The organism is Candidatus Methanoplasma cognatum (genome assembly GCA_009777615.1).
Taxonomy (GTDB): domain Archaea; phylum Thermoplasmatota; class Thermoplasmata; order Methanomassiliicoccales; family Methanomethylophilaceae; genus Methanoplasma; species Methanoplasma cognatum.
This window is the reverse complement of the sequence record WRLM01000001.1, coordinates 623255-648276: the sequence shown is the minus strand read 5'-3', so window position 1 is coordinate 648276 and position 25022 is coordinate 623255. Positions and strand designations below refer to the sequence as shown.

Below are 25022 nucleotides of genomic sequence, written 5' to 3'. Positions count from 1 at the left end.
TTTCTTCCCATTTCATCAAGGAGACGGAGCACATGCGCAACGGACCTGTGGCCGTTCTCGATGTCCAGCTCATGCTGCGCAACCCCCGCCAGGTCCTCGTTGGGAGGAACGATCGATGTTATCACATTAGCGCCGGCGTCCAGTCTCGTCTTCAGCCCGGCTATGCCTTCCACGTCCAAGGAGGCGGGTATGAGCCTATCGGGGTACAAGAGCCGCATCACCGCGATCGAGACCAGCTCGTCAATCGGTTCGGTCGGCCTTACGTTCTCCATCGGCGTCCCCTTCTGCGGAACGAATGTCATTGCGCGCATCTGCTGGCACCCGATGGCGCCCATTTTGACTATGGAATCGGCCCTGTCCCTGAGCGTCTCTCCGAGGCCGACCATTATGCCGTCCTCGGCGAGCAGCCCCGCTTTCTTCGCCCATATCTTCTGGTTAAGCCTATGATCGAAATCCTGTTCAAGCCTTAGCTTGGAGAATAGCTCCTTGTTGTAAGTTTCCTGATAACATGCGAACCAGTCCGCTCCGGCGTCTTTGAATTTTGAGAATATGCGTTCGGGGACCGCTCCGGGCGACACCATTATCGAGATGTCCACTTCGTCCCTGACCCTTCTGACGATCCCCAGCAATTCGTTGTAATCGTCGGCGCACATGAGGGGATCTTCTCCCATGGTAAGGTCCACCAGATTTATCCCCGCGTCTTTTAGGCTTCCGGACAACGAAAGGACCTCGTCAGCAGTCTTCCTGTAACGGGGCAGACGGTTCATCCTTCTGTAATAACAGAATGCGCAGTTGTTCCTGCAATGAGTGGAAAAATAGACGAACCCGTATACGAACACCTTGTTTCCGAATACCCTGTCCCTTACGGAGCCTGCCGCCGAGAACAGCGCGGAGATCTCGTCCTCCTCTCTGACGGAAAGGAGTTCCGCTATCTCCTCCGGAGATATTTTCCCGTTCCTCTTTGTTTTATCTATTATGTCTGTGACGCTCAACTGTATCCCTGTCAGTTTATCTTCGCACCGTTCAGATAGCTTAGGCTTCTGCCTGTCTTTTTAACGCTGCCTTTGTTGTTCATGAGCATGAGCAGTCTCTCAAGACCGAATCCCACTCCCGACCACGGCTCGTGGACATCGTGGGCGGCGTCGAGCACATGCGGACCCACCGCCCCGGACGATACTTCAATGTCGCCGATCATCACATCAAGTGTTTCTTTGTAAACATCCGATTCCTCTACCGATAAAGTATATTCCAGCCCCGTTACGCCCATGATGTCGCCTATATACTCCTTCAGGGCCTCCGTGGCATCTTTCTCCGGTCCCATCTCCACCAGGTTCAGCATCGTGAACTCTTCGAGATGCGCGCCGCTGTGCGACTCTTTTCTGAAACATGAGCCTATCTCGAATATCCTTACCGGACCGTCGGTGTGGTCCCTGAGTTTTCTCATAACATAGTACAGATTCGGCGCCAGCATCGGGCGCAGACATCTTTTTTTATCTATGAAGAACACCTGCTTGTAAAGGGGGTGTTCGGGTGTGATCGTCATTTTCTCGAGCGATGCGGCCGAGATGATCGCAGGCGTCCTGACCTCCATGAAGCCTTTTGATATCAATATCTCCGATATGTCCGATTCAAGCTGTGCCAGATGGTGCCTTGACGGTGACCTTATCATCTCTGTCAGCGATCTTTCGTTCAAAGACACAAGATCGGACATGAGCTTTGAAAATGCTTTATCCCTTTCATCGGCGCTGCTAAAAGTGGAAGAATCCTTGGGATCGTCCCCATACTCCCGCAGCCTCTGTATTTGTGAGTCAGTGAAACCTACATTGATGTCATCACCACCGATTGCCGTCATGGCGAGAGACCGGGGAATCGAACCCCGCTGGTTGGGCTTTAGAGGCTTACCGGTCCCAGACCGTCCCCCGTTCCATCATTGATACACCTTGATACTGCCCGCACACATAAAGATTCTTGCGGCGTCTGGGTAATGAAACAGACGACCGTTCGGAACCGTATGTGTTACGGTAAGTTCCTGTCCGCCTCATCTATTTGTAAGGAGGAGGAGTAGAATGCCCGCAGGCGGACAGGTTCCCCGGATGAATGTCAAACGAGGGTGATCCTGTACGGGAAGGATCGTCTCTGCGGTACGCTGCCTACCTGTTACACTGGTACCGCATTATTTAATACGTTTTACTCGTATATAAACATGTCCATTATAATATTTCATTTGTAGATATAACTATTTAAAACTAACTATAATAATAAGATTTAAGATGAAATAATATTAATACTGATACACACTGCTGCATTTACAGCCGGCGTACGCTGCCGGCAAGCACATCGTTCAATTCCGGAGATATTGGAATGTTCAGTCTTATGGCTTATACATGGCTCATCATAGGGGGGCTTCTGGAGCCGGCATGGGTCCTTGCCATGAAGAAATACAATGTGCATAAAAATATAAAATGGGCAGTTATAACCGGAATTTTGATTTTGACAAGTCCGTTCTTTTTGTCTTTGGCCATGAGAGAGATACCGGTGGGGACGGCTTACGCCGTATGGACGGGGATAGGCACGATCGGCACGACCGTGCTGGGTGTCATTCTGTATAAGGAAATGATCGAAAGGAAACGGCTGTTCTTCATATTCCTGATATTGGTCGGCGTTGTCGGTCTGGGATTGGAGGTCTGAGATGAAACAATGGATATGGGCGATCGTGCTGATGGGCGGCGTTTTTGAAGCCGTGTGGGCTTTGTGTATGGATAAGTCCCACGGATTCACGAACATCTTATGGACCATTGCCACTATCGGGTTCATTTTCACAAGCGTAAGCCTCCTGAACATAGGCTTGAAAAGAGGGGTGCCCGTCGGCGGAGGTTACGCCGTGTGGGTCGGCGTCGGAACGATCTGCAGCATAGTCTTGGGCATCATCATCGCCAACGACCCGTTCCTTCTGTCAAGACTGCTGTTCGCGGCGATCATTATCGTCGGCATTGTCGGAGTGGAACTCTCATGCGGCAGTAATGAGGTCAAAGCTGCACCTGATCCCGATGCGGGGGACGGCTCCGATTAAGAACGGCCGATCATCGTGAAAGGCGTTATCTTAAGCACGCTTTCGGGACATGCCCTCTCGCATCTTCTGCATGCGGTGCCGGCGCAGCGGTCGGACAATATCCTCCCAAATATCTCTTCGCCCTCTTTGACGACCGTTATCGCGTCCTCCGGACATTCTTCGACACATGCTCCGCACATAGTGCAGCCTTCGATCGCGCCCGCCAGCACCGTGCCTGCGTTCTCCAGGATCTTGACTGTCCTTCCTTCCGTGTCGGGAAGATCCGTCGCCGACATTCTTTTCACTTCCGGATCCGGTACCGGATCGGGTATATGCGGCAGGTCGTAGACGTCCATCATGTTGTTATATTCTGACGCCGGCATTCCTTGGGACCAGAGAGAATACTCTATGGAATAGATATCCTTGAACGCTTTCGCGGTAGCGAACATGCAGTGCGTTGCTCTGAGGCGCTTTGCGAATTCTCTGAGGCTTTCGAGGCTTACCTTTCCCGTCGCCAGCCTTCTTGCCAGCTCTATCGAGGTGTTGCCGAATTGGACTATCCTTTCCGCTCCGGGCACCACCATGCCTATCCTTAGGGCCTTTCTCGCATCCACATATAACCCCGAAGCTCCGGACATGTATGCCAATTTGACGTCGCCGGTCCAGACGCCGGCCTCAAGCAGCAACGTAAGGAACCCTGCTCTGAGCGCCCCTATCGCTTTGCCGGCCTCGTCGATGTCCTTGGAACAGATGTTGATGCCGTCCTGGAGATGAAGCGCTCCGTCGGGGGTGTGTATGTTCGGCGGCGTTATCATTCCCGTTTCGATGCCGCAGTATATCGATGCGACCACCCCAGTCCCGGTTATTCCTTTCGCCTCGCCGTGCATCACTCCTTTTTCTGCGACCTTTCCCGTCAGAGGATCGACCACATCGCCGCGGCTGTCCTTCATCGAGCCGTCGAGGACCGTGCATTCCCACCCGTTCCCCTTGATATTGACGTCGGCCACCGCACCGGGGGATGCAAGCATCCCTCTCTCTATCTGCTGGCCCTCCAGCGCCGGCCCCGCCGCCGCGGATCCGGTGTAAACATTCCCGTCCACTATCAGGGCCATCTCCGCATTGGTACCGTAATCCACGACTATGCAGGGTTCCTTTGAATCGAGAACATTTGTTATCAGAAGCATAGCGATCGCGTCGGCCCCTATCTCGTGAGTGACGGCGGGAGGTATCATGACAACGGCTTCGGGCATCCCTTTTATTCCCAGGTCCGTCGCTTTGACAATGTCCCCGTCCCTCGGCGGGGAGACCACTCCCAATGACTCCAGCATGTTCTTTCCCGCGTACGCGAGGTCCCTGATCTCTATGTTCTGAAAAAGGGACAGCTGGAACGGATTGCCGCACACCGCGACCACTTTGACTTTCGACAGATCGACGCCGAAAGATGAGAATAAAGAGTTGACAGCCGTTATTATCAGTCCGTTCGCAACATCGCTGCCGGAGGTCATCGCATAATTTACATGGTCGATGACATTCATTCCGGGTATCGGATGGCGTGCGGTTATGGAAGTGGCCAGCGTTTTACCGCTCTCCATGTCCAACAGCTGCGACCTGAGTCCGCTTGTGCCGATATCCAGTGCGATGCAGTAGTCCGCCATTGCCTACCTCAGATCTGGATCCCGCATCTGTTGAGCGTCTTAAGCGCTCTGTCATATACGTCCAGATACTCATCCGTAGGCCTTATCTCCTTCACGTCATAGCATTCTTGGAACCTTTTTCCGGGAGGAGGCTTTGGGTAATTATCTTTGTACGACGCGACGATATTATCCAATATGTCATTCGCCGCCGATATCTCCATTCCCGCCGCGGCCGCCGCCGCTTCGCCCATCATACGGGCCTCCATGCCAGTGGTCTTGTCCTTGACGACCCCTTTCGACGATGCGGAACCCGATATGAGCTCCCTTCCTGAGGCTGTGTCGGCTATCGCCTGCGCCGCCACTTCCAGAAGGCACATCTCAGTGCAGGGCCCTGCCAGGGTGTAATACTGGTTGGCCAGGAGGAGGTCTGTGTTCCTGTCCAGTGCCACCGCCGCATGCGCTGCTATCTGCAATGTCTCTCTCGTGGTGGTCGTACCCCATCTTATGTGGATCGGACCGTCCAGGTGTATGTCGCAGTCGAAAAGCGCAAAGGATGCCAGCATTGTTGCCACGTCACAGATGGCTGTCTCCTCGACGCCTCCCGAGTATCCGCCGAATATGGGCATCTGCTCCATCATGATTATGCTGGCCGCTGTCGCCCATCCCGCTATCATCGTCATGCCGGCGTTGTCTATCTTCAGTTCGTTGAGTTGGGACACCTCGTGCGCATCATAGTATCTGAGACCGTACTCCGTGAGGTCCGACGACAGTCTTCCCGCCGCGGACAACGGGGTCTCCGGACCCTATATCCCCATGCCCGGCCTTCCGGCCATGCTGCATGCCTCTCTGACGTACCTTATCTCTGCCAGCGTTGCCTTTATCTCCCAAGGCGTGTTGGTCGTCGAAGGCCTTCCGCTGACTGTGTTGAGAATGCCGCTCACAAGCGTGTCAACGGCGGCTTCCTGAGCATAGCTCTGCATCATGTTGGGGAATATCTCTTCGGACACGGGTGCGCCGGTGGGGCCTCCCTGGATTATGGGTTTTCTTTTTGAGTTCCCCTTTCTTGCTTTGCAGGTTATCCTCTCATTGCCTCTGCCCATTTTGATCTTCTTCGGGGCCTTCTTAAGACCTTCGTATATCTCCTCCTCGGAGATCGACAGCGCCCTTCCGAGGTTGGTGTTGTAGAAACCGGTGCAGGCAAGCATTTCGACGCCTGCGTGGAACAGCCTGTCTGCCAGATCCTCATCCTCCGGGATTATTTTGTTATCAAAATTGATGTTGTATTTTTCCTTCATGGCCAAAGCGTTCGTCGGAACGGTAACGTAGTCCCAAGTATCCTCTCTGACCTTCTTCCCTGAAGCGAATCTATCAAACGATTCATAGATGTCCAGCGCCCTCGGTGCAACCATATAACTATTACATGGACGTACGGTATTAAAAGCTTTACATCATGTAACCATCGTATTAATATACTATCACTTAAAACAGAGTAAAAATGCGATCATCGGTGGCGGCACCCAGATATGAGCCAGCATAAAAATGGATGACCGCGGCATCCGCCGCGGTCTGTTTGTTCTTAGTGTTTGATGTCGAGACCGCAGTCCCTGAGCGTCTTGAGAGCGCCGCTGTATACCTCGAGATACTCTGCCGTGGGCTTGACGGTCTTTACATCATAGCACTCGCGGAAGGTCTTGCCCAAGGGCGGGCTGACGAATCCTTTCTCGTATATGGAAAGGACCTTTCCTATGATCTCATTGAGGTCGGAGACCTTCATCCCGGCCGCCGTTCTTGCGGCCTCTCCCATTATCCTTGCCTCCATCCCGGTGGTCTTGTCCTGGGCGACGCCTTTCGCCGCAGCGGAACCTGAGAGCATCTCCCTTCCGGACCCGGTGTCGGTAATGGCCTGCGTCGCTGTCTCAAGGAGACACATCTCCGTGCAGGGCCCGGCTCCGGGGTAGTACTGGTTCGCAAGCAGAAGGTCTGTGTTGGCGTCGATCGCCGCCGCGACGTGTCCCGCCACCTGGAGGGTTTCTTTTGCCGTCGTCACGTTCCACCTTATGTGGATCGGTCCGTCCAGGTGGAAGTTCCCGCTGAACAGTACGAAGGATCCGAGCGTTGTCGCGACGTCGCAGATGGCTGTCTCCTCGAGGCCGCCGGTGTACCCGCCGAATATCGGCATCTGCTCTATCATTATCGTGTCCCCGTTGGTTGTCCAGCCGGCGAGCATGTTGAGGCCCACCATATCGATCTTGAGCTCATTGAGCTGGGAGCACTCATGCGCGTCCGTTACCCTGAGACCTGCGTTGGTCATATCGGCTGCGAGACGTCCCGCTGCGGACAGCGGCGTCTCCGGTCCCTATATTCCCATCCCGGGCCTTCCGGCCCTTATGCGCGCCTCTTTTACGGCGCGGAGCTCTGCCATCATAGCATAGATCTCATACGGCGTGTTGGTCTTTGCGGGGTGCCCCTCTATCGTGGTCATAACGCCGTTGACAAGAGTGTCAACTGTCGCCTCTTGCGCATACGACTGCATGACCTGAACGAATATGTCCTCTGATACCGGGGATCCCGTCGGCCCTCCCTGAACGATGGGCTTCACGGGGCTGTTCCCGCGCCTGGGGTAGAAGCGGGCTATGTCCCTGCCCTCTCCGAGTATGAGCTTGGTAGGGGTCTTCTTGATCCCTTCCCACACCTCTTCCTCCGTGACCTTCATGACACGGCCGAGGTCAGCGCAATAGTATCCTGTTTCCACCAGCATCTCGATGCCGGCGTAGAAAAGGTCGTTCATCGTCTGTTTGTCCTCCGGTATGAATTTGTTCCCGAAGTTAAGTTTGTATTTTTCTTTTAGTTCGGTGAGTTTGGTAGGGAGGATATTGTAGTCCCATTCACTCTCCGGAACCTTCTTACCCTTTACGAACCTGTCGTAAACGTCGCCTATACTGAGTGGTCTTGTCGCTGCCATTTTTATCACTTCATCAGTTCATTCACGAGTTCGATAATCTCGGCTGCCGTCGCGGAGTATCCGTCCGCGCCGATCTCGTCGCACCATGCTTTTGTGCAGGGTGCGCCGCCGAAGATGCACTTGTACGGCGCATCAACCTCTTTCTTGGCCTCTACCAGCTCCCTCTGCGACTCAAGCGTCGTGGTCATCAGTGCGGAGCCGCCGATTATCTTTGCGTTGTTCTCCTCCGCTGCGTCAAGGAAAGCCTGCGACGATGTGTCCGGCCCGAGGTCGATCACATTGTACCCTGCTCCCCTGAGCATCGCACAGCACACGTTCTTTCCGATCTCATGGATGTCCCCCTCTACAGTACCCATTATCACGGTTCCCCTGAGCGCCCCCGCGCCTGACGTCATCAGCGGCTCAAGGATCTTTATGGCGGCCTCCATCGTTTTGGATGCTGCCACCACCTGAGGCAGATATATCTCTGCCTTGTCGAATCTTTCTCCTATGGTCTCCATTCCTTTTCCGAGGCCTTTTTCTATTATTTCTTTTACTTTTATACCCTCTTTGATGGCGGCATTCGTCGAGTCCTGGGCAAGTTTTACGTTCCAGGTCTCGACCGCCGTTCTGAGGTCTGCCAAGATCTGCTCTATGCTCATGTTCTTCCTCCATAGTGCGCGCTTGCTGTCATCCGTTATTAAATGACATCAGCATTTCGAACCTGTTTTACTATTACTATAAAAGTATTTAAAAATTATTATTGTACTATTGGACGACCCTTGTTTCAATATTTAAAATTAACTATTCAATTTTGAAGGAGAACGTTCTTATATTAAATGATTTCTCATAGAAATTGTTTTAAAAAAATTAAAGGGTTTTGCGGCCTTTCGGCCGTTTAAGGACTTTCAGATATCAGAGACCATCTTGCGGGCTCTCCAAAGGGCAAGTACGCACACTCCCAATATGAGGGCCATGAACACATATTCGCCTTTTGGAATTATACCGTTCGAGAAGTACGATTCAGCTATCTCTTCCCACATCATTTTACTCACCTTTCCTTGGCTTTACCTTAGATCTGAGTTCGTTCAGGAAGTCCAATCCCAAGGGAGTAATGTGATACTGTATCAGGAGGCGGCCTTTTCTGAAAGTACCTTCCTCATCGATCAGCGTCTCCCCCTCGGCGACCATGCCGGATGCCGCCACTTCGATCAGATCGAAGTTCAGGCAGTCCCTGTAATAATCCGAGGGCATATTGTACTCCATTTGGAGCTGTTTCACGAGATCCCTGTTCCATGTGGGTCCTTCGGCGTCTAGTATCTCCAGTATCCGGAATTTATAGGGGCGCCCTTCCATCATGGTTGTTCCTCCGTATTTTCTCCTGTTTCTCTCAGGGATTCGACGTTCTCTGTCTTTTCTGTGAACATTATCAGAGTTCCTACCGTACAGAGTATGGCGCCAGCCACCAGTGAGATCTGACGATCCAGACCGTCACCTATAGCTGCAGTCACACCGAAGAAAAGGATCAGGAATATTACGGAAAAGATACCGTAAAGACTTCCGATACCTTGGCCTCTTCCTACCCCTATCAGGGGGAACGCTTTGTACCACGCTACGTAACAGAATCCGAAGGTCAGTCCCAGCATCACGAGCGTGAGCAGTATCACCGGGTCGGAGATCATTTTCCATGCATATTCCCAAACAGGGAAGGACATCAGAGCAAGCACAGGCAGCGCTATGGCCCACCAGATGATGTTCTCCATAGCGAATCTCATCGTTATCGCAACATCCGGCTCCGATACGTCGATACCCTTTGCCGCGATAGCTCCCTCGATACCCCAGCCGCACAATGCCATTATCCCGCCAATATAGCCGATCATGACACTGTCGGGCACAAGGGGATCTCTGATATCGGCTATCATGCCTATTCCAAAGATGGTAATGCTCCCTATCAGGATAATCAGTATGCCGGCGATCGCCCTGTGGGAGACCTTCTGACCCAGCCATACTCTAGACAGCAGCGTGCCTATGACCGGATAGGCAAGCGCCGCGACTGCCGCAAATGCGCCGCCCACATATCCCATCGCAAGGAATGACCCAAGGATGGCAACCGGCCCTCCGCAGATAGCTCCGAGGAAATAGTACTTCGTACAAGCTCTCATTTCTCTTATGCTTCTCTTCATCTCGGCGAACTTTGCCGTTCCGAGGAAGAAATTCCATATCAAGTACGAGAGAATAACGAATGCGGCGTTCAGCGCGGTGATCAGCATCGCCGCGACGATCGTCCCCGCGTCGTCGCCGACTTTACCGCCGGCGATCGCAAGGAAATCTCCGATGACGTCGAAGTCCCATATGTATGTCCCTGGGATGTACCATATTGCCCAGAGGATCGCGCAGAATAAGGCCATCATATAGCCGTATTTTACTCTTTTTTTGTGGGCTTCTGTTATCTTTTCATCTAAATCCATTTCGCTCCTCCTCCGAAAATTACCGTCACCCAGCGATCTTTGTCATTTTCGCGACCGCATCGGACGCGTTCTCGGAGTATACGTCGGCGCCGATCTCGTCAGCCCACTGCTGCGTCACCGGTGCGCCGCCGACGTTCGTGATCAGTTTCTCCCTGATCCCCTCTTTTTTGAGGAGTTCTTCGAAGGTCTTCTGATTCACCATCGTGGATGTCATGAGCGCCGATGTCCCCACATATTTCGCGTTGTTGTCCTTGCATGCTTTGACTATGTCCTTGAGCGGCACGTCCCTTCCTATGTTCATGACGCTGAACCCCGCCACCTTCAGCATTATCGCAACGATGTCCTTACCTATCGAATGGATGTCCCCTTCGATTGAACATATCACAAATTTGCCGAGGCCTTCGTCGACCTTGCCTCCGCGCTTCTCGAGCTCGGGGGTAAGTACGTTCAACGCCGCGTTCATCGCCGACGCAGCCGCCATTATATGGGGCAGGAACAGCTTTTTGGCCTCAAAAAGCGCTCCTATCTCCGTCATCCCTTTGGTGAATCCGTCTTGGATGATGGCCACTATGTCCGCTCCTTCCGCAATGACCCTGTTGGCCACGTCGACCGTCTTTTTGGCGTCATATGCCATGACCGCCTGCTTCGCTTCTTCCGCTAATGATTGTACTGACAACAAAATCACTCCCTGCTTTTCTTGAACTCATCGTCCGCTTTCTTGACGATGGCCTTCATCGCTTTCAGCGCATCCTCCGGAATGGGCTTGACGACGTGGTTTTTCAAAACGTTTTGAACGATATCATGCGCAACATCTACAGCGTTCTTGCTTCCCGCCGCCTTCCAGTCTCCGATCATATAACGGTCGAATATCTGCGGGTCGGAAGCGAGTTCGATGTTGTTCATCGTCGAGGGGTGAGCAAGGAAATCATTGCCCACGCCGATCTCTTTTATGGCGCTGACGGCGAGCGTTTCTTCGCACAGCGGAACGCCCTCCATGGCCTTCTTTTCCATAGCGATTATGTCATTGTCTATTACCAGCTGTTCCATCGAGAACGTCACGCCGAGCTCCAGCATACCAGATCCGTATATTGTGTTGGCTCCGGCCATCGCGGGGAGGAGAGAGGTTATAGTCTTCTCATGCGACGCCTGGGGATCAGGTACCTTGGAGTCAGTCTACATGCCGGCGACATAAACGGGCAGCCCGTAGTACTGTCCGAGTTTTGCTACGGCCGCGCTTATCACGGCGAGTTCCGGTGAACCGACCGGTGCGGTCCCGCGTTTGAGATCGAAGGTCGTTGTGGAGCTTCCGTACCATACCTTTGCGCCCGGGCACGCTATCTGGCTCAGGACGATCCCCGAAAGGACCTCCGCATTGTGCGTAACCAGGGTTCCGGCAAGGTATACCGGGGATGATCCTCCCGCCATCGCCATGCTCAGAACGTTTACGGGTATCCCGTACCTCGCTCCCTTTATTATGACCTGGGCGGCGTTGTGGCTCAGTTCGAGGGGGCTTGTCGGGCACACCAGCATGGACATTATCGGTTTCTCGCGGGCGAGTTTCTTGTCCCCGCCATAATACGCTTCAACGATATCTCTGTAGAATTCAACATGCTCTCCGACCGGATCTATGTGGTGGAAGTGCTTTGTGGTGTTCTCAATGGAAGTCATCATCTCATGGACGTCTTCCGCTCCCACACCTGCCCAATCCCTTGCCGATACCGGCAGGGAGAAGTAGCTGATATTCTCCGCCCAGTCGCAGAGCTTCGCACAGTTTGCGAGGTCCGCATCCGTCGAATCACGCGTTTCGAATTTTCCGTTCCCCAGATAGTTGCACACCTGGATGCCTGTTCCGAAGCAGGTGTAGTGCACGCGCCCGTTGTGTTCCTGTTCGACGATCCTGTTCTCCTCTCTTCCGTGCAGATAGAATGTCTTCGGTGCTGACGAAAGAGCCTTGCGGACAAGTCCGATCGGTATCTTCACCATTTTCGTTTTGTGGTCGACCTCGCACCCGGCTTTCTCAAAGAGTTCCAATCCCTCTTTGTCGGATACTTGGACGCCGTAATTCGACAGGATGTCCAATGTTGCCCTGTCGATAGCTTCGATGCCGTCCTGAGTAAAAATATCTAACTTCAGGCCCTGCATCATTTGTTTTCCTGGATACTGGTTTGGTTTCATTTCCTTCTCCATGATACGCGCTTGGCGTTATCAGTATAGAATGGCGCCAGCATTTCGAACCGATTTTGCAATAACTATATTTATATTTAAAAACTACTTCTTTAACTAATATGTTTTATGTTTATGTATATAAATATTACCAATTTTATCAAATATCTGGAGTTTTTATATTAAATAATTTTTTGTATAAATGATTGAATTTGTACCGCTTCTAGTATAAAAAACAATCAGATCGATCTGAAATAAAAATAATGTAAGGAGACGGCGTTGCCGCCGTCAGTTTGGTTAATGTTATGCTTCTTCGGCCTCGGACGCTTTCGCATTTGAGTTCTGGGTATAGTACCATATGGGGAAGAACATCCCGAATACAGCTATTGCCAGAGCAAACGGCAGCATCGAATGGTCAAACAGATCGTACATCCAATACATCAGACATGGTATCAGGACACAAAGCTCATAGAATACCATCCCCGCCGCAACGTACTTCCACCCTTTCGGAGCGGAGAACGGCCTCTCCAGATGCTTGAACCGAGCGTTCGTTCTGGATTTGACGTATGCGGAAAGCGCCACTACGTGCGCTAGACAATATCCTATGCCGGACGCCGCGAGTATCATCACAGGGCCTCCGCCTTCTATGTCTCCTATCTTTATCGTTGCTGTGACAATCAGGATCAGATTGAAGATGCTTACGACTATCATCGCATTGAGAGGCATTCCGTGCTTATTCTGCTTCTTCATGAACTTCGGCATGTTTCCTTCTTCCGCCATGTAATACAGCGTCCTTGAGGATCCCAAGAACCCGGTCTGTATGATCAGGATCATCGCCGCCACAAGCAAAGTGAGCGCTATCGGACCTCCTATGTCACCGAACACCGCTTCAGCGATCGGACCCAGCGTTGCATAACCTGCATCGTCGATGCCGACCATTCCGAGCGATCCGAAGACCGCCATGGACACAAAGAAGTAAAGGATCAGACAGATGAAGCCGCATGCGAACAAAGCTTTCGGAACGTCCTTATTGGGTTCCTTATACTCCGGTCCGTAAAGGGCGGCTGTCTCCCATGCGCAGCCGCTCCATTGTGCCAGCGCGAAGCAGCCGAACAGTAACACTATATCATTGGATGATCCCCATCCGTCTGGCAAGAATTCGCCGGTGATCCTGCCGAAATCGAACAGCGCGCCGCCGCCTGCTCCTCCGGTCACGAATGACGCCGCGAGGATAACGACCATCGGCACTATGGCGATGATGGCCAATATGAGTCCGAACTTCGACCCGCCGGTCAATCCGCGGGAACCGATCAGCAGCATTACCGAAACGATCACGATGCCGAGCGCCACGTTGAGCAATGTTTCGTTCATTGCGCTTTCAGCGGCAAAGTCGGCTAATGCGGGAACGAAGAAGGTAAGATACAGACCTGTCATCACCGTGAATATCGCGACAACAGGCGTCCATGCGAACCAGTAACACCACGCGCAGAATGCGCCGATCAGTTTTCCTGTGTCGTATTTTTTAGTTTGGTTTTCAGGCGTAAACACTACCTGCGCACAGCCCGGCAGCCCTGCCGCTCTGGGGAAGGTTGTAACCATTTCTCCATACGCCGTGTTCTGGAGAAATCCCTGGAGAACACAGATGGTCCACATCACTATCGAGAATGCCCATATGTATCCCGCGACGTCATACAATGACGGGAGGATCAATATCGGCACACCGAGCGCAACGAAGAGTCCTTGTTTCCAAGTAATAGACCTGACAAGCATGCCGGTCTCTTCTGCTACATTATCAGACATAAATATATACCTCTTTTTCGAAAAGGAATTAATGTGCAGTGACCTGGGTCATTGCACAATTTCGAAAGTGTTTATCTCTTGGTCATCTCCCTGAAGATCTCACAGCTGTTGATCTTGGTGTCAATGAGCCTTTCGATGTTCATCTTGGCCGCTATGCCTCTCGGCGCGCCAGGTACACCGGTCACAACTCCGATCTTCAGTTCCTCTCTGAGGTCCCTCATTATGTGTTCGTCTGCGATCTCAAGCGTGGATAGTCCAAGCTTCTTGGCGACATATTCCTTGGCCTTGCCGATCTTCATGTTCTTGGAGAACTGCATTCTCGCAACAAGGTCACCTGCGGATCTGATGCCGCCCATTCCTGATGCCATAAAGTGGGAGACGCCCATTCCGGCTGTGTCTCCCACCCCGATCTATACACCGTCGACTTTGGCGATCTCTACCATCGCCTTGTTAGCTCTGGTGACGGCGTCGATAGGCGCCGTCTCCCACATGGGTATACCGCCGACGCCCATTCCCATGTTCACATGGCATGAGATGTTCGCTACCTTTACGCACTCTTTCACGAAGGTGACCGAACGTGCCATGTTCCATGCCAGACTCTTGCTGGTGTTGGTGTTGACCACCGGACCGAACACGTTCGCTCCGGCCTTCTCCGCCAGCTTAACCTGCTGGTGCGGGTATTTTCCCGCCACTGCCTCCCCTTTATAATCGATGGAACCGTGGATCCCCATTACGGATTCTCCCGCCATCCCTATCATGATATATGTGTCGGGGCAGGCCTTCCTCAGAGCCTCTGCTCCGTACAGCGTGCCGACGAAATCGGCGTCCCCTGCCGATGCAGTGGTGTCGAAGTTGAATCCGTCCGCGCCGGCTGCAACCAGCTTCGGCGCTACGTATTCGATATCCTTTGCAAGGTGCTCGGCCGTGAGCTCCGCAGCCTGCATGGCCTCCTCGATCTTGAACTCCCTCATCAGGTCCGCCGGGTTCCCGTACGGGCCGTCGGGCGCATAGTACAGCCCGGAGTTCGGCATCGCTCCGTAGAAGAACGGAATCACGATCTCGTTCTGGATCTCCTCCATCGTCTGCATCTCATTCGCTATCACAGGTTTTACCGGTTTTATGCTGTAGTCGGCGTGCGCAAGCTCGAACGTGTCCGCGGCGAGCGCCCTCTCGTGCAGCAAAGCCGATTCCAGTCTTCCGACGTCCACGCCGTTGCCGCTGTTACCGTTGTCGCCGGTGAAGTCCAGCTGTCCGATGTCATAGGATACTACGACCTCATTTCCGGGTTCTACGCCTACGATCCTGTTCTTGTTCGAGATTATCTCGAACATCATCTCGATGTCGTTTGCCGTAAGGTCGGGTACCCCTCCCATATCGGCGGCGTCGGCCATACCTGCCTGGATGTCGTTTATGATCTGCTCCTTGGTCATTAAGACCCTCTTTCCGTCACCCATTCTTGTATAAAACTGAGTCATTGTCATCGCCTCACTTGCTGATCGCCTTTGCCTTGCCTGTCGTCTCGCTTGCGGTCTCTCCGTAGATGTCCGCTCCGATCTTGTCTGCGTATGCCTGTGTCACAGGCGCGCCTCCGACCATCACGATCACCTTGTCACGGATACCTTCCGTCTTCAGGATATCTATGACATCCCTCTGGACGGTCATGGTCGTTGTCATAAGAGCGGACATGCCGCACATTGTGCATCCTCCCTTGATCTCCTTTATGAACGCGGACTTGGCGACATCCCTTCCAAGGTCATGGACATCGAATCCGGCGCACTGAAGCATCGTCGAACAGATGGATTTCCCGATATCGTGGACATCGCCCTCCACCGTTCCCATGACGACCGACGCCCTCCTAGTGCTGGCGTCTCCGCTTTGCAGAAGTTCTGGGCCGAGTACCTCCATAGCACTCTTCATTCCCTGAGCCGCGCTAAGAACGTGCGGCAGGAACAATTTTCCTCTTTCAAAAAGTATGCCGACCTCGGTCATCCCTTCCCCCATGGCGTCGATGATCTCTCCGGCGGAAAGCCCCGCTTTCCTTGCGTTTTCCACAGCCTCCTGTATGCCGGGTACCTTATAGGCTATCACTGCATCGTGGAGTGCTTTCTTGTTGTCTACCATCTTCTTCCTCCTTTAAACAGTTTAATAGAACGTTCCGTTTGATCGGAAACTCTCTGTAAGTTAAAAACGCATGAACAATATTTAACGTTAACTGAAATTGAATAGAAATATTTATATATGAATTGAATGAAATTGTTTGAACTGTTTCTATTTCTACATTATCATATTTAAAATTACCTATTATCTTAATCCAAGGTACAAATAAAAAAATGAATCATACATATATAATTTTCTATTTTTACAAACAACCCTTAAAAATCTGTATATAAAAATATCCCTTGTCAAAAAAACTTCCACAGTGGTTATAACCTAACATCCACCAAATGAAAATGGTCCGAGTAATACCGAACTTTTGAAAAGGAGGCGCTATTTTCTATAACTGCGGAACACGAATCCGCAGGAGATCAGGGACAAACGCAGCTGATGTCCGGGGGAACGGACGGGCTATAGGGTAGGTGTCCGGGAATGACAACATTCCTCTCTGACCGGGGAAGCGCTCATTGGGCTCTCTTGTTTCTGAAGCGGAGGATGGCTTTCTTTGCCCCGAAGTGCCCCAGTGCGGCGGATTTGTTGTACCACTTCTTCGCTTCTTCTATGTTAACCTCGACCCCGATCCCTTCTTCAAAATACCTTGCGATGATGAACATCGATTCGGGGTCGCCGTTCTCTGCCGAGTACATATAAGATTCAAAGGGAGATGCCTCGCCTTTGACCACCACTGAGCTGCCCGTATATTCTTCGACAAGTTTCTTCGAGACCGTATGGCCCCGCTCAGCGGCTCGAGTGTACCAAAGAAGTGCTTTCTTCTCATCCTGTTTCACGCCGATACCGTTCGCAAAGCAATGTCCCAGGAAATACTGGCATACCGGGTTTGCGCTTTCGGCTCCTTTGGTGAAACATTCGAACGCCTTCTTCTCATTTGCTTTCACGATCTTGCCCTCGAGGTAGCAGGTTCCCACGTATAACTGAGATTTGCCGTACCCTTTCTCCCCCAGATATGTGTGGAGCTCGAAAGCTTTCAGGGGGTCTTTCTTCACCCCTCTTCCTCTGGCATAGCTTTCCGCCAGTATGAATTGAGATTTTAGGAATCCGTCCTCGGCCGCTCTTGAGCACCATTCGAAACCTTTCTTCTCATCCTTCTCCACTCCGTTGCCGGACATATACGCACTGCCGATCATATGACATCCGAGAGTGTACCCGTGCTGGGCCGATCTCTCGAAATAGTACGCCGCCTTCTTCGGGTTTTTCCTGAACCCGTTCCCTTCGAAGTAGTTCATACCGGTGGTGTATTCTGCATACGGGTCCCCCAGATCGGCGGCCTTCTTGAACCATTCAGCGGAAAGGGATGCGTTCTTGTTGACGATGCTTCCCTTGGCGTACATCTGGCCGAGCATTACCATGGCATCGGTTTGGCCTCTCTCAGCCGAATCGGTCATTCTCTTGATGCCTTCGTCTTTGTTCTTATCCACGCCCACGCCGCCCACCAGGCACCTTGCCAATCCGAACTCGGCGTCAAGGCAGCCGGACTTTGCGGATACTGTATACCAGCTGTGCGCAAAAGTGGGATCTTTCTCGGTCCCGATCCCGTCCATATAGCATCTGCCCAGGTGGTACTGACCTACCGATGAGCCTGTGTCCGACATCTGCGAATAGATATCGAAGGCTGTCTCGGGGCTCTTTGGCACGCCTGTTCCGTGCTCATAACATCTGCCAAGCTCACATTTCGCCCTTTCGGACCCTTTCTCTGCGCAGGTTTTCAGCAGCGATGCGCCCCCTTCGCGGTCGCGGGCGGTGCCCGTGCCTCTTGTCATGCAGACAGCTTTCGAGCATTCCCCGTCGATATTCCCTTTCTCTGCGGACGCCGAGAACATCTCGAACGCTTTTTCGGCGTTCGAGTCGGTGCCGACGCCGATGTCGTAGAACACGCCCAGCATGTACATCGAGCTGGGCGATCCCTCCGATGCCTTATTCGCGTGATATTCGAACAGCTTCTTATCTCTGGGGACATCGGTCTCCTCAAAGATGGAATTCAGTTCTTTTACCGCTTCGGGATATCCTTTCAAGGCGGCCTTTGAAAACCACATTATAGCTTCATCGACATCCTTCTGAACAGCTATGCCTTCGGCGTAGCATTTGCCTACTACAAACTCAGAGTGCATATGGCCCAGGGTGGCCGCCTTCACGTACCAGTTGAAAGCTTCCGCTTCATTGACGTCCACGCCATCTCCCAGGGCATACACCTGTCCCAACCTGAAACAGGAATTAACGTCGTCGGCTTCTGCTTTGGAAATCAGCTCCTCCAAAACTTCCATCAGAAACCTTAATGGCCTACAATATATTAAACTCCCCTGTTCTCCGTACCTACAAAGGGATCGCTTTCCTTCTTCTCGATGGAAAGAACCACCATAAGTAATGCGAATACGGACATGGCGAACATCAGCGCCCATACGAAGGCGAAGTTCTCAAGGGAGTATGTTGTGCCTATTATCGGAGCGGTTATCGTGGTGCAGACCGATGCCCCCAGGAAAAGGAAGACGTTCATCGCCGACACGGACGTACCGGATATCGCCGTGGGATACCACTCCTTGACCTGAGTGAAAGACAGCGTCATGAACCCTCCTGAGAATCCGAAAACGAAACATATGGTCATCCAGAACCAGTAGCTGTCGAGGTGGCCTGCGAACGCCCATATTATGCCCCAGGTTGCTGTGTAAAGCAGCGTGCCCCAGAACATGGCAGTGCGTTTTGACCTTATTACCCCTCTTCCATTCATCACGCCTATCACGGCGGTGCTCAGTATCTTGCCTATGCCGAGTATGGTGATGAGCAGCGCCGCGCTAGTACCGAAGCCATATATCTCTTTGAAATATATGTTCGCCCAGGTGCCTTGGAAGACCATTATGGAACCGTACACAAGAAAGTATGCGATCGCCAATGTCCAGAACTTCCGCCCCCCGGACGCGACCATGATCAGGCCTTTTATCATAGGCAGTTTCGAGTCGGTCGCGTCGGAGATGGGGGTTCCCTTTTCCCGATTCTCTATCTCTTCTATCGCCGGGAAGCCTTTTTTGTGCGGGTGGTCCCTTACGAACGCCAGGCATAGCAGCGCCAGTACAAGAGTCACCACTCCGAGCACCAGGAACACGTCCCTCCAGCCCAGAGCTTCCGCCATCATCTCCAGCGGCGCCGACGCCGCTATCGCGCCGACATTCCCGACGGCGATCACGATGCCGGTGAGCTGAGGGAAGTCAGCCTTTCCGTACCAGACGGATATTATCTTCATCAGCGGGATGTAGATGACCGCCATCCCCGCCGCGATCAGTATCTTCCCGAGGACAATCTCCCAGAATTCGGTCCCCATGAACGTCAGGAAGGAACCGGCGGCGGCAATTATGAGGAAAATGAACGTTGCCTTCCTCGGACCGAGGTGGTCCGCAAGCAGGCCGCTCGGTATCTGCATCGCGGCATATGTCCAAAAGTATACGGAACTGAGCAGCCCGACCGTGCCGCCCACGTCATCGATGATATCTCTGCCGACGATGCCGACAGACATCCTGTGGAAATAAACGAAGAAATATGCGGAGGTAAGAATTATGAATATTGCCCACCGGTACCTGTAAAGGGCCTTTTTGAGATCCTTTGATATCGTCTTAGGTTCCATTCCGCTGTTGTTGTCCGTATCGGCGTCGGGTCTGGCGTCTTCGAATCTTTTCAGCTCTTTTGCCTCTGTGTCTTTGATTTTGTGAGCGGCAATGGATATGCCGTTCACCGGACCGGCCATTGACACATTTTGGACCCTGTTCGTTCAAGTCTTACCACGATCTGAACAAACAGCACTTCCAAGCACCGATTAAACACGCATAATATTAAAATTTATCATTTCAGTGTCATAAATGATCTCCGAAGTGGGTCTGGCAATATCGGGCTATACGGTGCTGGTCCTTTTGATCATGATGGGGTCCTGCTTATGCCGGTTGGCATTGTGAACCAGCACATAATGCCGGCCCACGAATGGGTGGCCTACTTCGTTGTCCGCTTTGTCCTTGCGGGGGTACTGATGCTGGCCTGCCCCGCAGGGCGGCGCCCCGACCGCATCAGTCGATCTTTATCAGCTCATATCGGGATGAGCCCATCTTCATCTTTTCAGCATGCTCGAACGTTGCCTGCCACCTTGTGCTCGGGTGCGTGCATTTGAAGATGTCGTCCGGTTTTATCCCGTTCGAGTTCGCGTGCAGCCTGCTCCCCGCGATCATCGGCTGTTCCTGGGCGAGGTCTACGCAGGCCTTATCCAGCGCGACCGGGTCGAAGGACGCCAGCATTCCCACGTTCGGTATGATCGGGACGTCGTTCTCTTTATGACAGTCACAGAACGGAGAGACATCGGCGATCACCGAAACGTGGAAGTTCGGCTTGTCCGCCAATAAGGCGGCGGCGTACTCCACTATCTTGAAGCATACTATCTCATTCGCCTCATCCATTTCTACCGATATGACGTCGAATGGGCACATCCCTATGCATTTTCCGCATCCTACGCAGAGGCTGTGGTCGATGGACGCTTTCTCCTTGACGGTTATCGCCGAATGGGCGCATGCTTCGAGGCATTTCCTGCAGGCTCTGCATCTTTTCTCGGAGACCTGCGGCTTTCCGGAGCTGTGAAGCTCCATCTTCCCCCTCTTAGATGCGCAGCCCATTCCTATGTTCTTCACTGCTCCGCCGAAACCTGTCAGCTCATGACATTTGAAATGGTTCAGCGATATGATGACGTCGGCATCGTACGCAACGCGTCCGATCTTCGCCGTTTTTACGTAATCCCCGGCGATGGGCATCTCGATATCATCGGTACCTTTCAGCCCGTCCCCTATTATTATCTGGCAGCCTGCCGATATGGTGTTGAAGCCGTTGATGTTCGCCGTATTCAGATGCTCGACGGCGTTCTTCCTTTTCCCGGGATACAGCGTGCTGCAGTCGGTCAGGAAGGGGATGCCGCCCATTTTGGAGATCCTGTCTGCTATTACCTTCGAATAGTTCGGTCTCAGAAAGGCCAGGTTCCCCAATTCGCCAAAGTGCGTCTTTATGGCCACGAACTTGCGGTCCGCATCGATGCTCCCGATCCCGGCGGCGTCGATGAGCCTTTCGAATTTGTCAAGAAGGCTGTCCTGCAGCTCGGTGTGCATGTTTGTGTAATATACTTTGGACATTCCCATATGCGCCCCACAGAGTAGCTGATTATGATATTAAAATAAACTCGGAGCGGCGGTCACGTCGGGTAAAAGTTTGCTTCCTTTTCATACGGCAGGAATGCTCCTTTGTGTTACGCAGTTCCATTCCATTTGCGCCTAAGTGTGGTTGCCGACGCGCGGACAGGCCTGAGCCTCATCATTCCTTCCGCTTCGGTTCGAATCAGAACACGGAATGAAAGTGAATCAGAACACGGAATGAAAGTGAATCAGAACACGGAATTAATAAAGAATCCAGTAAGTTAATATAACCATTATAACATTTCACATCAATGGATAAAGAATATATGAGCAGAGTCGTGGACAAAGAATTGGACATGCTCATGTCTCTGTTCAGCGCAGTGCTCATAGAGGGTCCCAAATGGTGCGGTAAGACATGGACTGCCGAAAAACACTCCGCAAGTGCGGTCTATCTGCAAGACACCAAGAAAAGGGAACAATATCTGGAATGGGCAAAGTTCTCGCCCGGCGCCTTGTTGGAAGGAGACGTCCCCCTCTTGATAGACGAATGGCAGACCATACCGATCGTATGGGACGGCATCCGTTTTGAAGCGGATCAGCGTAAAAAGAAGGGGCAGTTCATACTTACCGGTTCGGCAGCGCCGGCGGACGGCGTAACGATGCATACAGGAACAGGGCGCATTGCCCGGATGTTCATGAGACCGATGTCATTATTCGAATCGCTGGAATCCAACGGCAGCGTCTCGCTCAGGTCCATTTTCGATGGTATGGAGATAAAGGGGAGATCACCGCTTGCTCGGGAAGATCTCGCTTTCGCACTGGTAAGGGGAGGATGGCCGGAATCCGTCACAAGCAAGGGCGAGGGCGCCCTGCAGTATGCACGTCAGTATGTGAGGTCCATCGAGAGATCCGACGCATCGCGCGTTGATGGTGTAGAAAGGGATCCGAAACGGGTTCGGAAACTCATGCTGTCCTTGGCAAGGAACGTGTCCACAATGGTAAAGAATAAAACGATCATGGATGACATTGCGGGTAAGGGGGGCGAAGATGCAATATCCGACAAAACACTGACATCGTACCTGAATGCGCTGAGACGTATATTCGCAACGGAGGACCTGCCGGCCTGGAGTCCCGATATACGGTCAAGGACGGCATTGCGAACGTCTCCCAAATGCCATTTTGTCGACCCGTCCATAGCCGCCGTCCTCCTCCGTCTCTCGCCGCAGGGCCTTATGAAAGATTTCAGGACATTCGGTCTTTTGTTCGAATCACTGTGTATCCGCGACCTAAGGGTATACGCACAGTCGATGGAGGGCGAGGTGTTCCATTATCACGACGGCAGCGACCTGGAAGTGGATGCGGTCATACATCTGTACGATGGGCGGTGGGGCGCGGTCGAGATAAAGATGTCTTCGCATGATATAGATAAAGCCGTCGAGAGCCTGATGAAACTAAGGGATAAAGTGGACAGTGAGAAGATGGGAGAGCCGTCATTTCTCATGGTGCTTACGGCCGCTGATATCGCATACCGCCGCGATGACGGAGTATATGTCGTACCTATAGGATGTCTGAGAGACTGAGCGGCAGAAGAACGGGGCCCGCGTAAAGGCGCCGGCCCCCGAAGATAGCGACGCTGTCGAGATAACCGCCAGAACTGCGGAGGCGCTATAAGACAGCACCCGGAGGGATGAGGTGTCCCTGCTTGATGCGAACGCCTGATGCCATGCGCGCGCTGGTCGGCAACATAAAAGAGGATCGGCAAAAGGCATGCCGGAAGAGTCCGACATCGAGAAAGTGACCGTTCTGGTAATGGGCCGCGGATACTTCTTGATGGAGGTCAATAGGGCTCGCGCCCTTTGGTTACGCGGCCGGGGATGTCTTCGAGGTGTCGAAAAAGTCTTTCGAAAATCGTATTTTCGACACATCGCCCGCATGAATGTCCCCTGGGAGATAATCGTTATCGTGTGAGTGCAAATACTTAAAATACTGAAAGCGAGCTTGCATTTCAAATTATCAAAGGTGGGAATCCGATGTATATAATGAGTCCATACACAGGCAGCCTCATGTCAGATGAGGAGATCATAAAAAAATACAACAGCGAGAAAAGATGGGGTCTTGCCGTTTGCATCGACCTCGGAGAGTGCGACCATGAGAAGATCTCGTCCAAAGAGCACATCTCAAAGTTCGCCGTCGACCTTGCCAATTACATTGATATGAAAAGGTACGGTGAGCCGATAGTGGTATTCTTCGGCGACGAACCGAAGGTGCAGGGTTTCTCCCTTGTGCAGCTGATAGAGACCTCCCAGATCTCCGGGCACTTCGCAGAGGACACGGACAGAGCGTTCATCGACGTTTTCTCATGCAAGGAGTTCCCCCCGAAAAAGACCGCAGAGTTCGTCCAGAAGTACTTCGGCGCCAAGAAGATGGAGTACGCGGTCTGCTTCAGGGACGTCTGATCCTATATTTCCGGCATCCGCCGGATTTATTTTTCTTTCAGGCTTGACAGCAGCCGATCTTTTTTTCTACTATACCATAAGAATATTATCATGCGTATCGTATCGGCCGCCATGGGTTTGGACGATGTTCTCGCAAAGCTCCTCGCGGAAAAGAGCATAAGGGCCGCTTTCCCTCTTGAAGGGGATTTCTTTGACGAAGTTGTCGAAGAAGAGGGCGGAATAACTGAATCCACTCTTGGAATGCCGTTGGTGAACCGGGCCTTGGAGGAGGTCCTCAAAAGGAGCGTTACGGTCTGCGTGTTCTGCGAAAGCTCTTTCGAGCCCAGCACCGATCACATCATGATAATGGAGGACGGCTGCGGGAACATGGTCGGGCATGACGTCCCTCCCTGCATGATCGACGACTTCAAAGATGATCCGAATATCTTTTGGTTATGCGACGACTTCGCGATCCACCCCGAAAAGGCGGGAACGCATGAGATGATGATAGTGATACTTCCTCAAAGGCTCAGGATCATCGGAGCAGACGAAGGCGCGAAGGACCCCGTCCTGCTGTACCCCGCGACAACAACGGACATCATGTTAAGGAAACATTTCGGAATGTCCGTGAACGACCCCAAGATAGCGTCCGCGATAATCGCGTTCGATCTCATTTGAGCCCAAAGTGCAAAACGTATACTAACTGTATTTTCTTCGTTATATATGCTGACGTTGACGTGTTTCAAATATGAGGAACATACAACATCTCATGAAGAAACTGAACAAGAACAAGAAGGGGAGCATCGAAGGGCTGCCTCTCCAGCTGATGATAATGATCATCATCGCAACGATGGGGACTGCCATACTCATCGGCTGGATGGGCAACATCGAGACGCCGAAGCATATAGGCGGCGTAGACGTGCTTTCAGGGGACATCATCCTTAACGGGAACAGCACCTCCGACGGTTACGTCGAGGTGTACGTCACGGACCAGAACGGTAATCCGCTCAGCGGCGCCACCGTGGTCCTGTCAGGCCTCGGGGTGACCGATAAGAACGGAAAGACCGCATATGCGAACACCGAAGGAGGATATGCGAAATTCGACGGCCTGAGGATAACGCTGAGAGGCTCCGAAATAGGCTTCATCACAATCAACGTATCGATGCCCGAATACGGGGAGAACAACAACACAAGGGTGGCGGTAATATCGTAA

The 25022-nt window shown here is 52.4% G+C and carries 19 protein-coding genes and 4 pseudogenes; 6 read left to right on the top strand and 17 right to left on the bottom strand.

All coding sequences use genetic code 11. The features are described from left to right. Together pylB and pylSc are read right to left on the bottom strand one after the other, a co-directional pair. Nucleotides 1-992, bottom strand: a 992-nt coding sequence (gene pylB, locus FWG96_02875) for a methylornithine synthase PylB (protein ID MCL2032194.1), incomplete at its 3' end; no start/stop codon positions are given. Between the two features lie 11 nt (nucleotides 993-1003). After that, entirely contained in the window at nucleotides 1004-1852 is an 849-nt protein-coding gene (gene pylSc / locus FWG96_02870; GenBank protein MCL2032193.1) for a pyrrolysine--tRNA(Pyl) ligase large subunit, read from the bottom strand. A gap of 578 nt (nucleotides 1853-2430) precedes the next feature. Between pylSc and FWG96_02865 the strand changes: the two genes are divergently transcribed. Both FWG96_02865 and FWG96_02860 read left to right on the top strand, forming a co-directional pair. After that, nucleotides 2431-2688, top strand: a complete 258-nt coding sequence (locus tag FWG96_02865; GenBank protein ID MCL2032192.1) for a multidrug efflux SMR transporter — start codon at nucleotides 2431-2433, stop codon at nucleotides 2686-2688. Nucleotide 2689: 1 nt separating this feature from the next. Beyond that, the gene (locus FWG96_02860; protein ID MCL2032191.1) at nucleotides 2690-3070 is read left to right on the top strand and encodes an SMR family transporter; all 381 of its coding nucleotides are present in this window, start codon (nucleotides 2690-2692) and stop codon (nucleotides 3068-3070) included. On the opposite strand, the gene FWG96_02855 is transcribed toward FWG96_02860, so the two are convergent. The 15 genes and pseudogenes from FWG96_02855 to FWG96_02785 form a co-directional block, all read right to left on the bottom strand. Continuing rightward, the gene (locus FWG96_02855) at nucleotides 3067-4704 is read right to left on the bottom strand and encodes a methylamine methyltransferase corrinoid protein reductive activase (protein MCL2032190.1); all 1638 of its coding nucleotides are present in this window, start codon (nucleotides 4702-4704) and stop codon (nucleotides 3067-3069) included. The two genes, FWG96_02860 and FWG96_02855, sit on opposite strands and share 4 nt — an antisense overlap. Before the next feature lie 8 nt (nucleotides 4705-4712). Continuing rightward, nucleotides 4713-6092 (bottom strand): annotated as a pseudogene (locus FWG96_02850) (monomethylamine:corrinoid methyltransferase). A gap of 167 nt (nucleotides 6093-6259) precedes the next feature. Further along, a pseudogene (locus tag FWG96_02845) lies at nucleotides 6260-7645 on the bottom strand (monomethylamine:corrinoid methyltransferase). A gap of 5 nt (nucleotides 7646-7650) precedes the next feature. Then, nucleotides 7651-8286 (bottom strand): cobalamin-dependent protein, encoded by a 636-nt coding sequence (locus FWG96_02840; GenBank protein ID MCL2032189.1) that lies wholly within the window; start codon nucleotides 8284-8286, stop codon nucleotides 7651-7653. Between the two features lie 246 nt (nucleotides 8287-8532). Then, entirely contained in the window at nucleotides 8533-8670 is a 138-nt protein-coding gene (locus FWG96_02835) for a hypothetical protein (protein MCL2032188.1), read from the bottom strand. A 1-nt stretch (nucleotide 8671) separates the two neighbouring features. Continuing rightward, entirely contained in the window at nucleotides 8672-8983 is a 312-nt protein-coding gene (locus FWG96_02830; protein ID MCL2032187.1) for a hypothetical protein, read from the bottom strand. Then, nucleotides 8980-10092 carry a hypothetical protein gene (locus tag FWG96_02825; GenBank protein ID MCL2032186.1) on the bottom strand — a complete coding sequence of 371 codons (1113 nt, stop codon included), beginning with the start codon at nucleotides 10090-10092 and terminating at the stop codon, nucleotides 8980-8982. The genes FWG96_02830 and FWG96_02825 overlap by 4 nt, the downstream gene beginning before the upstream one ends. A gap of 25 nt (nucleotides 10093-10117) precedes the next feature. Beyond that, nucleotides 10118-10771: a methyltransferase cognate corrinoid protein gene (locus tag FWG96_02820; protein MCL2032185.1), complete on the bottom strand. Its 654-nt coding sequence runs from the start codon at nucleotides 10769-10771 to the stop codon at nucleotides 10118-10120. 2 nt (nucleotides 10772-10773) lie between these two features. Beyond that, nucleotides 10774-12234, bottom strand: a pseudogene (mttB, locus tag FWG96_02815) ([trimethylamine--corrinoid protein] Co-methyltransferase). A gap of 324 nt (nucleotides 12235-12558) precedes the next feature. Beyond that, nucleotides 12559-14055 (bottom strand): APC family permease, encoded by a 1497-nt coding sequence (locus FWG96_02810; protein MCL2032184.1) that lies wholly within the window; start codon nucleotides 14053-14055, stop codon nucleotides 12559-12561. Between the two features lie 71 nt (nucleotides 14056-14126). Further along, nucleotides 14127-15485 (bottom strand): annotated as a pseudogene (gene mtbB / locus FWG96_02805) ([dimethylamine--corrinoid protein] Co-methyltransferase). Nucleotides 15486-15540: 55 nt separating this feature from the next. Further along, nucleotides 15541-16176: a B12-binding domain-containing protein gene (locus FWG96_02800; GenBank protein ID MCL2032183.1), complete on the bottom strand. Its 636-nt coding sequence runs from the start codon at nucleotides 16174-16176 to the stop codon at nucleotides 15541-15543. Nucleotides 16177-16673: 497 nt separating this feature from the next. After that, entirely contained in the window at nucleotides 16674-18488 is a 1815-nt protein-coding gene (locus tag FWG96_02795) for a sel1 repeat family protein (protein ID MCL2032182.1), read from the bottom strand. A 26-nt stretch (nucleotides 18489-18514) separates the two neighbouring features. After that, nucleotides 18515-19957 carry an MFS transporter gene (locus FWG96_02790; GenBank protein MCL2032181.1) on the bottom strand — a complete coding sequence of 481 codons (1443 nt, stop codon included), beginning with the start codon at nucleotides 19955-19957 and terminating at the stop codon, nucleotides 18515-18517. A 313-nt stretch (nucleotides 19958-20270) separates the two neighbouring features. Beyond that, nucleotides 20271-21374, bottom strand: coding sequence for a DUF362 domain-containing protein (locus FWG96_02785; GenBank protein MCL2032180.1), 1104 nt, complete (start codon nucleotides 21372-21374; stop codon nucleotides 20271-20273). 311 nt (nucleotides 21375-21685) lie between these two features. Between FWG96_02785 and FWG96_02780 the strand changes: the two genes are divergently transcribed. The 4 genes from FWG96_02780 (at nucleotide 21686) to FWG96_02765 (ending at nucleotide 25022) form a co-directional block, all read left to right on the top strand. Further along, nucleotides 21686-22954 (top strand): DUF4143 domain-containing protein, encoded by a 1269-nt coding sequence (locus tag FWG96_02780; GenBank protein ID MCL2032179.1) that lies wholly within the window; start codon nucleotides 21686-21688, stop codon nucleotides 22952-22954. Nucleotides 22955-23437: 483 nt separating this feature from the next. Then, nucleotides 23438-23830, top strand: coding sequence for an S-adenosylmethionine decarboxylase (locus FWG96_02775; GenBank protein MCL2032178.1), 393 nt, complete (start codon nucleotides 23438-23440; stop codon nucleotides 23828-23830). A gap of 90 nt (nucleotides 23831-23920) precedes the next feature. Then, nucleotides 23921-24487 carry a hypothetical protein gene (locus FWG96_02770; protein MCL2032177.1) on the top strand — a complete coding sequence of 189 codons (567 nt, stop codon included), beginning with the start codon at nucleotides 23921-23923 and terminating at the stop codon, nucleotides 24485-24487. Between the two features lie 70 nt (nucleotides 24488-24557). Next, nucleotides 24558-25022, top strand: coding sequence for a hypothetical protein (locus FWG96_02765; protein ID MCL2032176.1), 465 nt, complete (start codon nucleotides 24558-24560; stop codon nucleotides 25020-25022).